Raw genomic sequence first — 13,492 nt, forward strand, 5'->3', positions numbered from 1 at the left:
TGCCTTACACTGGGCGCCATGAAAACCATTCCCCATACGCAAATCGCCGAGCCTGCGGTCACATGCTCGACCTGCGCAGCTTGCTGCTGTCAGCTCGAAGTCATGCTGATCACGGACACGGGCGTGCCCGAACGTTTTATCGATACCGATGACTGGGGCGGGGAAGTCATGCTGCGCCTGGATGACGGCTGGTGCGCCGCGCTGGATCGCAACACGATGATGTGCACCATCTACGAAAAACGCCCGTTGATCTGTCGGGAGTTCGAGATGGGCGCACCGGAATGCATCGAAGAACGCCAAGGGATTACCACGGCGTATCGCTGAAAGTCAGACCAGTGAAGATCCAATGTGGGAGCGGGCTTGCTCGCGAAGGCGGCGTGTCAGTCAACGATGATGTCAACTGACAGTCCGCATTCGCGAGCAAGCCCGCTCCCACATTTAACCGAGTGAGTCTTACAGCGGCATGGTGTAGTGAAGCGCGTAACTTTCTACACCATCGTTCGGGCTGCTGATTCCGGCATTGGAATAATGCGTCGCACGAATCCCGACTTCATGCCCGCCCGTAAAGCGCAGCCCAAAACCGAACCGGTCTTCAAACTGAAAGGCACTGCCCAGTTGGTTGTTTTCGACTTCGGTATTGGCGAATACCGCGACGCCGACGCCCAACTCCAGGTAGGGTTTGACGGTCTGCCCGGCAAACTCGTAAACCAGCACCGGCGAGAACGACAGGCTGTGGTTGCTGGAGGTCTTGTCGCCATCCCAATAGGTGTAGGCACCGCTCCAGTAACCCGTCAAACGACCGATATCACTCTGCAACCAGCTCTTGTCCCAATCGAATTGCATGCCCAGCCGATAGGTCATGGTCGATTCGTCAGTCTGGCCGACCGCGAACTCCACGCCTGCCGCTTGTGCGGTAAAACTGTGCCCCATTAGTGCGGCCGCAATCGCGGCCAAGCAGAATAGTCGCTTCATTAGAAACATCCTTTTCCGAACGATTTCGTATGGTTTTTTTTTGTTGCTTAACGCTATAGAAGTCGACGATTAATCAGAAGTTCACCCCAATTACTCGCTTGCCCCGAGTTTTGTTACTCCTTGAAGCTTCGCACAACACCAGCGGTATTCCACAGTATCGGCAAGATATTTCTGAAATGCTCCGGATCGGCACTCGTCCAGAATTGCGCAGCACGCGCAGGTTCTTGGGCGAGCAATTCCCGCTCGGCCAACAATCGCTGAAGTTGCCGCGCTACAGCGGCGCCGGTATCAATCAAACTGATGTCATCGGGGATCATCTGCTTAAGCAACGGCTTTAGGAAGGGATAATGCGTGCAGCCCAGAATTATCGTGTCGCACCCGGCACCGAGCAGCGGTTCGACATACCTGGCCAGCAACTGGCGCAATGCCTCGCTGTGCAGATCGCCGTTTTCAATCAGCTCCACCAGGCCGGGGCACGGCTGGGTGATGACGCGCACATCGGTGGCGAATCGGTCGAGCAACGCCGCGAACTTGGCACTCTGCAAGGTGCCAGTAGTGGCGAGCACGCCGACCACACCGCTGCGGGTGGCGGCAGCGGCCGGTTTGACCGCTGGCTCCATGCCGACGATGGGCCACTCGGGATAATCGCGGCGCAAGTCGGCAACGCCAGCGACCGTCGCCGTGTTGCAGGCCAGCACCAAGGCCTTGGCGCCCTGCTGCTGAAAAAAACCGGCCATCACGCTGCAGCGATGACGGATGAATTCCGGGGTTTTCTCGCCGTAGGGAATATTCCCGCAATCGGCGACGTACAACAGTGACTCGTTAGGCAGCAAACGCTGAATCTCGGCCAGCACCGAAAGCCCGCCGACACCGGAGTCGAACACGCCAATCGGCGCTTCACGCATGCTTCGAACCACAGACGCTGCAGCCCGGATCACGCTTGACCCGCAATTCGCGAAAGCGCGAGCCCAAGGCATCGATCAACAACAGGCGCCCCACCAGCGGCTCGCCGAAACCCACCAGCAATTTCATCGCTTCCAGCGCCTGGAGACTGCCCACCAGGCCAACCAATGGCCCTACGACGCCGGCTTCGCTGCAGGTCAGTTCGGCTTCACTGCCGTGACCATATAAACAGTGGTAGCACGGACTTTCCGGACGGCGCGGGTCAAACACCGACAACTGCCCTTCGAGCCGAATCGCTGCGCCGCTGACCAGAGGTTTACCGGCGGCGACACACGCAGCGTTGACCGCTTCGCGGGTGGAAAAATTGTCGGAACAGTCCAGCACCAGATCCACCGCAGCCACGGCGGCGGCCAGGGAATCTTCGTCCAGCGCGGTGCGATGGGCGATCAACTGAATTTCGGGATTGATCGCGCTCAGTCGACGGATCGCCGAATCGACCTTGCTCAGGCCGACACTGTCGGTGTCGTGGACGATCTGGCGTTGCAGGTTGGTCAGGTCGACGGTGTCGAAGTCCGCCAGGTGCAATTCACCGACGCCGGCGGCGGCCAGATACAGCGCAACCGGCGAGCCGAGGCCGCCAAGACCGACGATCAACACGCGGCTTTCTTTCAGTCGCAACTGGCCGTCGATGTCGACGTGTTGCAACAGAATCTGCCGACTGTAGCGCAACAACTCCTGATCATTCAGCACGGCAGGCGCCCCAGGCTGATACGTTCGTGACCGCCCAGATCGGTGCGGCTGTGGACTTCTTCAAAGCCGCGGGTCAGCAGCAAATCGCGTACCGCAGTGGCTTGATCGTAACCGTGTTCAAGCATCAGCCAACCGCCCGCTTCCAGATAATCCGGCGCCTGGGCGACGATCAGACGCAGATCGTCGAGCCCGTCGACGCCAGCCACCAAGGCACTGGCCGGTTCGAAACGCACATCGCCTTCCACCAGATGCGGATCGGCGGAGGCAATATAAGGCGGGTTGCTGATGATCAGCTGAAAGCGCTGACCTTCCAGCGCACTGAACCAATGACTGCTCAGCACGGTGGCGTTGTTCAGGTGCAGGCGCTGGCGATTGCGCTCGGCCAGGGCCACGGCTTCGAGTACGCGATCCACGGCGGTCACCTTCCAGGCCGGACGCTCGCTGGCCAGGGCCAACGCAATGGCGCCGCTGCCGGTGCCGAGGTCGAGGACCTTGGCTGGTGTGGCCGGCAGCAGTTCCAGCGCAGTCTCCACCAACAGTTCGGTGTCCGGGCGCGGGATCAGCGTATGCGGCGCCACTTCCAGATCAAGCTTCCAGAAACCTTGCTGGCCGAGGATGTAGGCCACTGGCTCACCGCCACGGCGGCGCTGCAAATACTCGGCAAATTTAAGCGCCGCTTCGCTCGGAACGATGCGCTCGGGCCAGGTGTGCAGAAAACTGCGGGACTTGCCCAACGCCGCGGCCAACAACAATTCGGCATCCAGGCGCGCAGTGGGCGAATCCGGCAGGTCGGCGGCGCGTAACAAACTGGCAATGATCGTCATTTACTCACCTATCGCTGCCAATTGGTCGGCCTGGTATTCGGCCAGCAACGGCTCGATCACCGCATCGACGCCACCCGCGAGGATTTCGTCGAGGGAATACAGCGTCAGGTTGACCCGGTGGTCGGTGACCCGCCCCTGGGCAAAGTTGTACGTGCGAATCCGCTCCGAGCGATCGCCCGAACCGACCAGCAATTTACGCTCGCTGGCGATCGCGTTCGCGGCGGCGCTGGTTTGCTGATCGTTGAGCTTGGCCGACAGCCAGGACATCGCCCGGGCGCGGTTCTTGTGCTGGGAACGTTCTTCCTGGCACTCGACGACGATACCGGACGGCAAGTGCGTGATGCGGATCGCCGAGTCCGTTTTGTTAACGTGCTGACCACCGGCACCGGAGGATTTGTAGGTATCGATGCGCAAATCCGAGGGGTTGATCTCGATCGCTTCTTGCTCGTCCGGCTCGGGCAACACCGCTACGGTGCAGGCCGAGGTGTGGATACGACCCTGGGATTCGGTAGCCGGAACCCGTTGTACGCGGTGGGCACCGGATTCGAATTTCAGCTTGCCGTAGACGTTGTCGCCTTCGACGCGAGCGATGACTTCTTTAAAGCCGCCGTGTTCACCGATGTTCTCCGAGAGGATCTCCACCCGCCAGCCACGTCGTTCGGCGTAACGCGAATACATGCGGAACAGGTCGCCGGAGAAAATCGCCGCCTCGTCACCGCCGGTGCCGGCGCGGATTTCGAGGTACACGTTGCGGCCATCGTTCGGATCCTTGGGCAGCAGCATGCGTTGCAGGCTGGCTTCGATGTCGATCAGTTGCTCTTTGGCTTCGCGGACTTCTTCCACGGCCATTTCGCGCATGTCCGGGTCGCTGTCCTTGAGCAGCGCCTGAGCGCCCTCGAGATCGCTTTGTACCTTGAGCAACTGTTTATAGGTTTCGACAATCGGTTCGACTTCCGCGTATTCCTTGGAATAGGTGCGGAATTTGTTCTGATCGGAAATGACTTCGCCGTCGCCAAGCAAGGCGGTCAATTCCTCGAAACGGTCCTGGAGGATGTCCAGCTTATTGAGCAGTGACGCTTTCATTGCGGTTTTTTATCCGAAAAGCTATCCGATGAGCCCTCATTCAGGGCAAAGAGTTCCTGGGCCATGGCCAGCGCATCGAGGCGGCCTTCGGCAGAGAGCTTTTTCAACTGCACGCTCGGTGCGTGCAAGAGTTTGTTGGTCAGGCCCCGCGCCAGTTGCACCAGCACGTCTTCGGCGCTGCTGCCGTTGGCCAGCATGCGCTGGGCCTTCTGCAATTCTTCGTCGCGCAGGCGCTCGCTTTGTTGGCGATAGGCCTTGAGCACATCCACTGCCGCCAGTTCACGCAGGCGAACCATGAAATCTTCGGCACCAATCGAGACCATCTCTTCCGCCGCCTGGGCTGCGCCTTGGCGACTCTTGAGGTTCTCGGCGACCACTTCGTGCAGATCGTCGACGCTATAGAGGTAAACATCGTCCAGTTCGCCGACTTCAGGCTCGATATCCCGGGGGACGGCGATGTCTACCATGAAGATCGGCTTGTGCTTGCGCAGTTTCAAGGCGCTTTCCACCGCGCCCTTGCCCAGGATCGGCAACTGGCTGGCGGTGGAGCTGATGACGATGTCGCTGCGCACCAGTTCCGCCGGGATGTCCGAGAGCAACACCGCGTGAGCGCCGAACTGCTCGGCCAGAATGCTCGCGCGCTCCAGGGTGCGGTTGGCGACGACGATGCGTTTCACACCCAATTCGTGCAGATGGCGGGCGACCAGGGTGATGGTCTCGCCGGCGCCAATCAGCAAGGCCTGGCTGCGTTGCAGGTCGCTGAAAATCTGTTTCGCCAGACTGACCGCGGCAAACGCCACCGACACCGGGTTCTCGCCAATGGCGGTGTCGGTGCGCACCTGTTTGGCCGCATTGAACGTGGCCTGGAACAACCGCCCGAGCAACGGACCGATGGTGCCAGCCTCGCGGGCCACGGCGTAGGCCGATTTCATCTGACCGAGAATCTGCGGTTCGCCCAACACCAGCGAATCGAGCCCGGAAGCCACCCGCATCATGTGACGAACTGCCGCATCATCTTCGTGCACATAAGCGCTCGCACGCAGCTCTTCGAGGCTCAAATGATGATAATCGGCCAGCCAGCGCAGAATGACGTCCGCCGAAAGGTGATCCTGTTCTATATAGAGTTCACTGCGATTGCAGGTGGAGAGGATCGCAGCTTCGCGGCTGTCGGTGAGTCGGCAGAGCTGCTGCAAGGCCTCCACCAGTTGCTCAGGGGTAAAGGCCACGCGCTCGCGGACGTCTACTGAAGCAGTCTTGTGGTTAATACCGAGTGCAAGGAAGGCCATTCAAGGTCGCTGATAGTGACGTGAAGCCGGCAATTGTCCTACTTCGACAGAGCCAGAACAACTACCGCTGACTATTGTCCCAATGACCTGCCTCTATAAAGGTGCCGATTGAGTCTCGGTTATGTTTGGCCGAAGGCTTGTGTCATGATGATCCGACCGCAGGTTAGTCGTCCTCTTCCTATATGAATAGATCTTCCGCGTTGCTCCTCGCTTTTGTCTTCCTCAGCGGCTGCCAGGCCTTGGCACCCGTTTCGTCGGACGGTACGCCGCCGGTCGAAGACAGCACTCCGGCCCCTGAAAAGCCCAAGGTCTACAGCTCATTCAGTGAAGAAACCGTCTTCAGCCTGTTGAGCGCCGAACTGGCTGGCCAGCGCAATCGTTTCGACATTGCCCTGGACAACTACGTGACCCAGGCGATCAATACTCAGGATCCGGGCATCTCCGAGCGAGCATTCCGTATTGCCGAGTATCTGGGCGCCGATCAGGCCGCCCTGGACACCGCGCTGATCTGGGCGAAAAACGCGCCACAAGACCTTGAGGCGCAACGGGCCGCTGCCGTGCAACTGGCTCGTGCCGGGCGCTATGACGACTCCATGGTCTATATGGAGAAAGTCCTGCAAGGCAAGGGCGACACGCATTTCGACTTCCTCGCCCTGTCTGCGGCCGATACCGACCAGGACACGCGCAACGGCTTGATGAAAAGTTTTGACCGTTTATTGCAGCGCCATCCGAACAACAGTCAGCTGATTTTCGGCAAAGCCTTGCTGCTGCAACAGGACGGTGATGCCAAGGGTGCGCTGAGCCTGTTGGAAGACAATCCTCCGGACGAAGGCGAAATAGCACCGATTTTGCTGCGCGCACGCCTGCTGCAGGCCCTCAGTCGTGGTGACGAAGCCTTGCCGCTGCTGCAAAAAAGCATCAAGAAATACCCGGACGACAAACGCCTGCGCCTGACTTACGCGCGCATGCTGGTTGAACAGGACCGCATGGACGACGCCAAAGCCGAGTTCTCCAGCCTGGTTCAGCAGTACCCCGAAGACGACGAGCTGCGTTATTCCCTGGCGCTGGTTTGCCTGGAAGCCAAGGCCTGGGATGAGGCCAAGGGCTATCTGGAAGACCTGATTGCCCGGGAAAGCCACGTCGATTCGGCGCACTTGAACCTCGGTCGTATCGCTGAAGAGCGCAATGACCCTCAAGGCGCGCTGATCGAGTACGCCCAGGTCGGCCCTGGCAACGATTACCTGCCGGCGCAATTGCGTCAGGCCGATATCCTGATGAATAACGGCAAGACCGCCGAAGCCCAAAGCCGTCTGGCTGCGGAGCGCGACGAGCAACCCGATTACGCGATTCAGTTGTACTTGATCGAAGCCGAAACCTTGTCTGCCAATAAACAGCCCGACAAGGCCTGGAATGTATTGAAGCAAGCCTTGCAGCAATACCCGGACGATTTGAACCTGCTGTACACCCGCGCCATGCAAGCGGAAAAACGCAATGACCTGGCGCAGATGGAAAGTGATCTGCGGCTGATCATCAAGCGCGACCCCGACAACGCGATGGCGCTGAACGCCCTCGGTTACACCCTGTCGGACCGTACGACGCGCTATGTCGAAGCCAAGGCCTTGATCGAACAGGCGCACAAGATCAATCCGGAAGACCCGGCGGTACTCGACAGCCTCGGCTGGGTGAACTTCCGCATGGGCAACCTCGACGAAGCCGAACGCCTGCTGCGCCAGGCGCTGGAGCGCTTCCCCGATCAGGAAGTCGCCGCGCACCTGGGCGAAGTCCTGTGGGCCAATGGCAAGCAACGGGAAGCCAAGCAAATCTGGAGCAAGTTCCTCAAGGAACAACCCGACAGCCCCATCCTGCGCAGCACCATCAAGCGCCTGACCGGATCAGAGACTCTTTAACATTATGTTTTTGCGCCACCTCATCGTTTTCAGTTTCATCGCCCTGCTCGCCGGTTGCGCGGGCTTCGGTGCCCGCGAATCAGTCCAGGGCAAAGGCAACACGGCCCAATGGCGCGTGTACAAACAGCAACTGACCAGCCTCGACGGCTGGCAGATCAACGGCAAGATCGGCATCCGCGCCCCGAAAGACTCGGGCAGCGGCACGTTGTTCTGGCTGCAGCGACAGGATTACTACGACATTCGCCTCTCCGGCCCCCTGGGTCGCGGCGCAGCACGCCTGACCGGCCGCCCCGGCAAGGTCTCGCTGGAAGTCGCCAACCAGGGCCGCTATGAAGCGCCGACGCCTGAAGTGTTGGTCGAAGAACAACTGGGTTGGAAGTTACCGGTGTCGAATCTGGCCTGGTGGGTTCGGGGGCTCCCGGCTCCGGACAGCAAAAGCCGTCTGACGCTGGACACTGACAGCCGCCTGGCCAACCTTGAGCAGGATGGCTGGCAAGTCGAATACCTCAGTTATGCCGAGCAAAACGGCTTTTGGCTGCCCGAGCGGATCAAACTGCATGGCACCGACCTTGATGTCACGCTGGTGATCAAGGAATGGCAACCTCGCAAATTGGGGCAATGAAGATGACTGCTGCGCGCTTGACGCTGCCCTCCCCGGCCAAACTCAATCTGATGCTGCACATCCTCGGTCGCCGTGAAGACGGTTATCACGAGTTGCAGACTATTTTTCAGTTTCTCGATTACGGCGATGAGATCACCTTCGCCGTTCGTGATGACGGTGTGATTCGACTGCACACCGAATTCGAAGGCGTCCCTCACGACAGCAATCTGATTGTTCGAGCGGCAAAAAAACTTCAGGAGCAATCCGGTTGTTCGCTCGGCATCGACATCTGGATCGAAAAAATTCTTCCTATGGGCGGTGGAATTGGTGGCGGCAGTTCAAATGCCGCGACGACTTTGCTCGGTCTCAATCATCTCTGGCAACTGGGTTGGAATGAGGATCGACTGGCCGCTCTAGGCCTGACGCTGGGCGCGGACGTCCCGGTTTTCGTGCGTGGGCACGCGGCTTTTGCCGAAGGCGTGGGGGAAAAACTGACCCCTGTAGACCCCGAAGAACCGTGGTATCTCGTGCTTGTGCCGCAAGTCTCTGTAAGTACAGCAGAAATTTTTTCAGATCCGTTGTTGACACGTAACTCTTCTCCCATTAAAGTGCGCCCCGTTCCCAAGGGAAACAGTCGAAATGACTGCTTACCGGTGGTAGCAAGGCGTTACCCAGATGTACGTAACGCATTGAATTTGTTAGGTAAATTTACCGAAGCAAAACTCACCGGAACTGGAAGTTGTGTGTTTGGGGGCTTCCCAAACAAAGCTGAAGCTGATAAAGTCTCGGCCCTTCTTACAGAGACCCTTACAGGGTTTGTAGCAAAGGGAAGCAACGTTTCGATGTTGCATCGCAAGCTGCAAAGTCTGCTCTAAAAGGAATCGAGTACTGGGTACTCGTTGCAACAGATACAGGGGCGTCGCCAAGCGGTAAGGCAGCAGGTTTTGATCCTGCCATGCGTTGGTTCGAATCCAGCCGCCCCTGCCATTTTCCATACTCATCCAGGTTACCCTCAGCCTCTAGGTACTGCGCGTGTCCAAGATGATGGTCTTTACGGGGAACGCTAACCCCGATCTGGCTCGGCGTGTTGTACGTCAGCTGCATATCCCTCTCGGTGACATCTCTGTCGGTAAGTTCTCCGACGGCGAAATTACTGCCGAGATCAATGAAAACGTCCGCGGTAAAGATGTCTTCATTATTCAGCCGACTTGCGCTCCGACTAACGATAACCTGATGGAACTGGTAGTGATGGCTGATGCCTTCCGCCGCTCCTCGGCTACTCGTATCACTGCTGTTATTCCTTACTTTGGTTATGCCCGTCAGGATCGCCGTCCGCGTTCCGCACGTGTGGCTATCAGCGCGAAAGTCGTTGCTGACATGCTTACCGTAGTCGGCATCGACCGTGTTCTCACGGTTGATCTGCATGCTGACCAAATCCAGGGTTTCTTCGATATTCCGGTAGATAACATCTACGGCTCCCCGGTACTGGTGGATGACATTGAAGATCAGCGCTTCGAAAACCTGATGATCGTATCCCCAGACATTGGCGGCGTCGTGCGTGCACGTGCTGTTGCCAAATCCCTGGGCGTGGATCTCGGGATCATCGACAAACGCCGTGAGAAAGCCAATCACTCTGAAGTGATGCATATCATCGGTGATGTCGAAGGGCGCACCTGTATTCTGGTCGATGACATGGTCGATACCGCCGGCACTCTGTGCCACGCGGCCAAGGCCCTGAAAGAGCATGGCGCTGCCAAGGTTTTCGCCTACTGCACACACCCTGTGCTGTCCGGTCGGGCGATCGAAAACATCGAAAATTCAATGCTGGACGAACTGGTGGTGACTAACACCATCCCGTTGTCCGCTGCTGCTCAAGCCTGCTCGCGTATCCGTCAACTGGATATCGCGCCGGTAGTTGCCGAAGCGGTTCGCCGCATCAGCAACGAAGAATCGATCAGCGCGATGTTCCGTTAAGGGCCCTGCCCTTCTCGACCATCTCGTTGACGAAAAGCGCCCCGCCCCGGCATTCCTGTCGGGGCGGGGCTTTTTTGCCCATATCGCCTTTAGCGCTGGTCGCAAACGCTGGGGCGAATGTGGTTATTTTGGAGATACAACATGAACGAATTTACTCTGAATGCTGAAGTGCGTTCCGACCTGGGGAAAGGTGCGAGCCGCCGCCTGCGTCGTCTCGCAAGCCTGGTACCAGCTGTAGTTTACGGTGGCGAAAAAGCCCCTGAATCCATCAGCATGCTGGCTAAAGAAGTTGCCAAACTGCTCGAAAACGAAGCGGCTTACAGCCACATCATCGAGCTGAACGTTGGCGGCACCAAGCAAAACGTGATCATCAAAGCCCTGCAGCGTCACCCGGCCAAAGGCCACGTGCTGCACGCTGACTTCGTACGCGTAGTAGCTGGCCAGAAACTGACCGCTATCGTGCCTGTACACTTCGTTGGCGAAGAAGCTCCGATCAAGAAAGGCGGCGAAGTTTCGCACGTTGTTTCGGAAATCGAAGTTACCTGCCTGCCAAAAGACCTGCCTGAATTCATCGAAGTCGATCTGGCTAACGCCGAAATCGGTTCGATCATTCACCTGTCTGACCTCAAAGCCCCTAAAGGCGTTGAGTTTGTTGCTCTGGCACACGGCGATGACAAGGCTGTTGCCAACGTTCACGCTCCACGTGTTGCTCCAGAAGCTACTGAAGAAGGCGCAGCAGAGTAATTTCACTCTGTTCGCCGGAGTGACCGGAAACATCGCGGACTAGAGCGTAGCGAGAAAGCGGGCGAGATCGCGGAGTTTACATAATGGTAAATGAGCACTTGTCGTCCACTTTCGCCGCACACAACGGTCGCGGCGATGTTATCCACCACTCCAAAGAAGGGCCCCTATCGTGACTGCCATCAAACTGATCGTTGGCCTGGGAAATCCAGGCGCTGAATACGAACAGACCCGGCATAACGCAGGGGCCCTTTTTGTTGAGCGCATCGCGAACGCACAAGGCGTAAACCTTGTGGCGGATCGCAAATATTTCGGCCTGACCGGACGCTATTCGCATCAAGGTCAGGATGTTCGTCTGCTGATTCCCACCACCTACATGAACCGCAGCGGCCAGGCCGTCGCGGCACTTGCCGGATTCTTCCGCATTACGCCTGAAGAAATCCTGGTGGCGCATGACGAACTCGACCTGCCACCCGGCGTTGCCAAGCTCAAACAGGGCGGCGGCCATGGCGGGCACAACGGGTTGCGCGACATCATCGCGCAACTGGGCAATCAGAATACCTTTCACCGCTTGCGGCTTGGCATTGGCCACCCGGGCGTTGCCAGTATGGTTTCAAATTTCGTCCTGGGTCGTGCGCCACGCGCCGAACAGGAAAAACTCGATGCCAGCATCGACTTTGCCCTCGGCGTGCTGCCGGATATCCTCGCCGGGGAATGGAACCGCGCGATGAAAAACCTGCACAGCCAGAAGGCCTGACTCACTCCTCGGGGAAAACACCATGGGATTCAATTGCGGCATCGTCGGCCTGCCTAACGTCGGCAAGTCCACCCTATTCAACGCCCTGACCAAATCCGGGATCGCGGCCGAGAACTTCCCCTTCTGCACCATCGAGCCGAACACCGGTATCGTGCCGATGCCGGATCCACGTCTGGAAGCCTTGGCGGCCATCGTCAATCCAAAGCGCATCCTGCCGACCACCATGGAATTCGTCGACATCGCTGGCCTGGTTGCCGGCGCCTCGAAAGGTGAAGGCCTGGGCAACAAGTTCCTGGCCAACATCCGTGAAACCGATGCCATCGCCCACGTAGTCCGCTGCTTCGAAGACGAGAACGTGATTCACGTCTCCAACAGCGTCGACCCGAAACGCGACATCGAAATCATCGATCTGGAACTGATCTTCGCCGACCTCGACAGCTGCGAAAAGCAACTGCAGAAAGTCGCCCGCAACGCCAAGGGTGGTGACAAGGACGCCGTGGTCCAGAAAGGCCTGCTGGAGCAATTGATCGCTCACTTCACCCTCGGCAAGCCTGCTCGTACGCTGATGAAGAACATGGGCGCCGACGACAAAGCGGTGATTCGTGGTTTCCACCTGCTGACCACCAAGCCGGTCATGTACATCGCCAACGTCGCTGAAGACGGTTTCGAGAACAATCCGCTGCTGGACATCGTCAAAGCCATCGCCGAAGAAGAAGGCGCCATGGTGGTTCCGGTCTGCAACAAGATCGAAGCCGAAATCGCCGAGCTCGAAGATGGCGAAGAGAAAGATATGTTCCTCGAAGCCCTGGGTCTCGAAGAGCCTGGCCTGAACCGCGTCATCCGCGCTGGCTACGAAATGCTGCACTTGCAGACCTACTTCACCGCCGGTGTCGAAGAAGTCCGCGCCTGGACCGTCCGCGTCGGTGCTACTGCGCCACAAGCCGCTGGGGTGATCCACACCGACTTCGAAAAAGGCTTCATCCGCGCCGAAGTCATCGCTTACGACGACTTCATCCAATACAAGGGCGAAGCCGGCACCAAAGAAGCCGGTAAATGGCGTCTGGAAGGCAAGGACTACATCGTTAAAGACGGCGACGTGATGCACTTCCGTTTTAACGTGTAACTTTATTCAGAACAAAGCACTACCCAAGAAAAAGCCGCGTTTAGACGCGGCTTTTTTGTGCCTTTTTTTTCATGGATTAAACCAGCACAACACATGCTACGGCGGCTCGTTACCTCACACCTGATACTTACGCCGATTGAAGAACATCGAAGCCCCCGCCCCCACTACCGCGATTGCAAAGATCCCGACATCAATGCTGCCAATATAGAGCGGCAGCACAAACATCACGCAAAAGCCCAAACCGACCAGAGCAATACCCAGCCATTTCCTGAGTACGTAGCTCCTTACGCAACTGTATAGCAGCAGCATCCCCACGCCTGCCAACGCATATTGAATGTAGAGACTCATGGGCCTATGCCCCTTGTGACTTGATGATCATGGAGGACACGGAACGCTGCGGCCCGATGCCGCCACTGACTTGAGCGTCCAGACTGACGATGACATCGCCAGCGTGATAGGCCTGACACTGAAACGGATGAGCGCTGAGGACAATGCCGTGATTGGCGGTAAATTGATTCCTGTCAAACTCCACTGTTCGCATCCTTAACGAATTCAGAAAGGCGCGAAGTGT

General features: G+C 58.0%; 16 protein-coding genes and 1 tRNA gene. 9 read left to right on the top strand and 8 right to left on the bottom strand.

The window, feature by feature from the left end; translation table 11 throughout:
• Positions 1 to 18: 18 nt before the first annotated feature.
• On the top strand, positions 19 to 324 hold the full coding sequence (locus BLW70_RS29370; protein WP_074880229.1) for a YkgJ family cysteine cluster protein: 306 nt from the start codon (positions 19 to 21) through the stop codon (positions 322 to 324).
• Positions 325 to 453: 129 nt separating this feature from the next.
• On the opposite strand, the gene BLW70_RS29375 is transcribed toward BLW70_RS29370, so the two are convergent.
• From BLW70_RS29375 to hemA, 6 genes are all read right to left on the bottom strand, one after another.
• Positions 454 to 972: an acyloxyacyl hydrolase gene (locus tag BLW70_RS29375; protein ID WP_074880232.1), complete on the bottom strand. Its 519-nt coding sequence runs from the start codon at positions 970 to 972 to the stop codon at positions 454 to 456.
• Between the two features lie 113 nt (positions 973 to 1,085).
• Positions 1,086 to 1,877, bottom strand: coding sequence for a glutamate racemase (murI, locus tag BLW70_RS29380; RefSeq protein WP_074880235.1), 792 nt, complete (start codon positions 1,875 to 1,877; stop codon positions 1,086 to 1,088).
• Positions 1,870 to 2,625 carry a molybdopterin-synthase adenylyltransferase MoeB gene (locus BLW70_RS29385; RefSeq protein ID WP_074880238.1) on the bottom strand — a complete coding sequence of 252 codons (756 nt, stop codon included), beginning with the start codon at positions 2,623 to 2,625 and terminating at the stop codon, positions 1,870 to 1,872. Before BLW70_RS29385 ends, murI begins: the two co-directional genes overlap by 8 nt.
• The gene (gene prmC, locus BLW70_RS29390) at positions 2,619 to 3,449 is read right to left on the bottom strand and encodes a peptide chain release factor N(5)-glutamine methyltransferase (RefSeq protein WP_074880241.1); all 831 of its coding nucleotides are present in this window, start codon (positions 3,447 to 3,449) and stop codon (positions 2,619 to 2,621) included. Before prmC ends, BLW70_RS29385 begins: the two co-directional genes overlap by 7 nt.
• Positions 3,450 to 4,532, bottom strand: coding sequence for a peptide chain release factor 1 (gene prfA, locus BLW70_RS29395; protein ID WP_074880244.1), 1,083 nt, complete (start codon positions 4,530 to 4,532; stop codon positions 3,450 to 3,452).
• A complete protein-coding gene (hemA, locus tag BLW70_RS29400; protein ID WP_074880247.1) occupies positions 4,529 to 5,818 on the bottom strand; it encodes a glutamyl-tRNA reductase in 1,290 nt (429 codons plus the stop codon). Before hemA ends, prfA begins: the two co-directional genes overlap by 4 nt.
• 182 nt (positions 5,819 to 6,000) lie before the next feature.
• On the opposite strand from hemA, the gene BLW70_RS29405 reads away from it, so the two are divergent.
• From BLW70_RS29405 to ychF, 8 genes are all read left to right on the top strand, one after another.
• Entirely contained in the window at positions 6,001 to 7,725 is a 1,725-nt protein-coding gene (locus BLW70_RS29405) for a tetratricopeptide repeat protein (RefSeq protein ID WP_074880251.1), read from the top strand.
• A gap of 4 nt (positions 7,726 to 7,729) precedes the next feature.
• Positions 7,730 to 8,347: a lipoprotein insertase outer membrane protein LolB gene (lolB, locus tag BLW70_RS29410; RefSeq protein WP_074880254.1), complete on the top strand. Its 618-nt coding sequence runs from the start codon at positions 7,730 to 7,732 to the stop codon at positions 8,345 to 8,347.
• A gap of 2 nt (positions 8,348 to 8,349) precedes the next feature.
• Positions 8,350 to 9,201, top strand: a complete 852-nt coding sequence (gene ispE / locus BLW70_RS29415) for a 4-(cytidine 5'-diphospho)-2-C-methyl-D-erythritol kinase (RefSeq protein ID WP_074880862.1) — start codon at positions 8,350 to 8,352, stop codon at positions 9,199 to 9,201.
• A gap of 37 nt (positions 9,202 to 9,238) precedes the next feature.
• Positions 9,239 to 9,313, top strand: a tRNA-Gln gene (locus tag BLW70_RS29420).
• Between the two features lie 45 nt (positions 9,314 to 9,358).
• Complete coding sequence (locus BLW70_RS29425) at positions 9,359 to 10,300, top strand: ribose-phosphate pyrophosphokinase (RefSeq protein ID WP_003208392.1); 942 nt, start codon at positions 9,359 to 9,361, stop codon at positions 10,298 to 10,300.
• 141 nt (positions 10,301 to 10,441) lie between these two features.
• Positions 10,442 to 11,044, top strand: coding sequence for a 50S ribosomal protein L25/general stress protein Ctc (locus BLW70_RS29430; RefSeq protein WP_074880258.1), 603 nt, complete (start codon positions 10,442 to 10,444; stop codon positions 11,042 to 11,044).
• Positions 11,045 to 11,213: 169 nt separating this feature from the next.
• Positions 11,214 to 11,798: an aminoacyl-tRNA hydrolase gene (gene pth, locus BLW70_RS29435; protein ID WP_008153430.1), complete on the top strand. Its 585-nt coding sequence runs from the start codon at positions 11,214 to 11,216 to the stop codon at positions 11,796 to 11,798.
• Positions 11,799 to 11,820: 22 nt separating this feature from the next.
• A complete protein-coding gene (gene ychF / locus BLW70_RS29440) occupies positions 11,821 to 12,921 on the top strand; it encodes a redox-regulated ATPase YchF (RefSeq protein WP_008011955.1) in 1,101 nt (366 codons plus the stop codon).
• Between the two features lie 114 nt (positions 12,922 to 13,035).
• On the opposite strand, the gene BLW70_RS29445 is transcribed toward ychF, so the two are convergent.
• Together BLW70_RS29445 and BLW70_RS29450 are read right to left on the bottom strand one after the other, a co-directional pair.
• Positions 13,036 to 13,269, bottom strand: a complete 234-nt coding sequence (locus tag BLW70_RS29445; RefSeq protein WP_074880262.1) for a hypothetical protein — start codon at positions 13,267 to 13,269, stop codon at positions 13,036 to 13,038.
• A gap of 4 nt (positions 13,270 to 13,273) precedes the next feature.
• On the bottom strand, positions 13,274 to 13,453 hold the full coding sequence (locus tag BLW70_RS29450) for a hypothetical protein (RefSeq protein ID WP_074880266.1): 180 nt from the start codon (positions 13,451 to 13,453) through the stop codon (positions 13,274 to 13,276).
• Positions 13,454 to 13,492: the final 39 nt, after the last annotated feature.

It is taken from the genome of Pseudomonas frederiksbergensis, assembly GCF_900105495.1.
Taxonomy (GTDB): Bacteria; Pseudomonadota; Gammaproteobacteria; order Pseudomonadales; family Pseudomonadaceae; genus Aquipseudomonas; species Aquipseudomonas frederiksbergensis.

Bases quoted from the DNA above. Each gene is read 5' to 3' on its own strand.
- lolB (WP_074880254.1), top strand. From the start codon at position 7,730: ATGTTTTTGCGCCACCTCATCGTTTTCAGTTTCATCGCCCTGCTCGCC.
- BLW70_RS29445 (WP_074880262.1), bottom strand. From the start codon at position 13,269: ATGAGTCTCTACATTCAATATGCGTTGGCAGGCGTGGGGATGCTGCTG.
- BLW70_RS29430 (WP_074880258.1), top strand. From the start codon at position 10,442: ATGAACGAATTTACTCTGAATGCTGAAGTGCGTTCCGACCTGGGGAAA.
- BLW70_RS29405 (WP_074880251.1), top strand. From the start codon at position 6,001: ATGAATAGATCTTCCGCGTTGCTCCTCGCTTTTGTCTTCCTCAGCGGC.
- ispE (WP_074880862.1), top strand. From the start codon at position 8,350: ATGACTGCTGCGCGCTTGACGCTGCCCTCCCCGGCCAAACTCAATCTG.
- murI (WP_074880235.1), bottom strand. From the start codon at position 1,877: ATGCGTGAAGCGCCGATTGGCGTGTTCGACTCCGGTGTCGGCGGGCTT.
- prmC (WP_074880241.1), bottom strand. From the start codon at position 3,449: ATGACGATCATTGCCAGTTTGTTACGCGCCGCCGACCTGCCGGATTCG.
- hemA (WP_074880247.1), bottom strand. From the start codon at position 5,818: ATGGCCTTCCTTGCACTCGGTATTAACCACAAGACTGCTTCAGTAGAC.
- ychF (WP_008011955.1), top strand. From the start codon at position 11,821: ATGGGATTCAATTGCGGCATCGTCGGCCTGCCTAACGTCGGCAAGTCC.
- BLW70_RS29370 (WP_074880229.1), top strand. From the start codon at position 19: ATGAAAACCATTCCCCATACGCAAATCGCCGAGCCTGCGGTCACATGC.
- prfA (WP_074880244.1), bottom strand. From the start codon at position 4,532: ATGAAAGCGTCACTGCTCAATAAGCTGGACATCCTCCAGGACCGTTTC.
- BLW70_RS29375 (WP_074880232.1), bottom strand. From the start codon at position 972: ATGAAGCGACTATTCTGCTTGGCCGCGATTGCGGCCGCACTAATGGGG.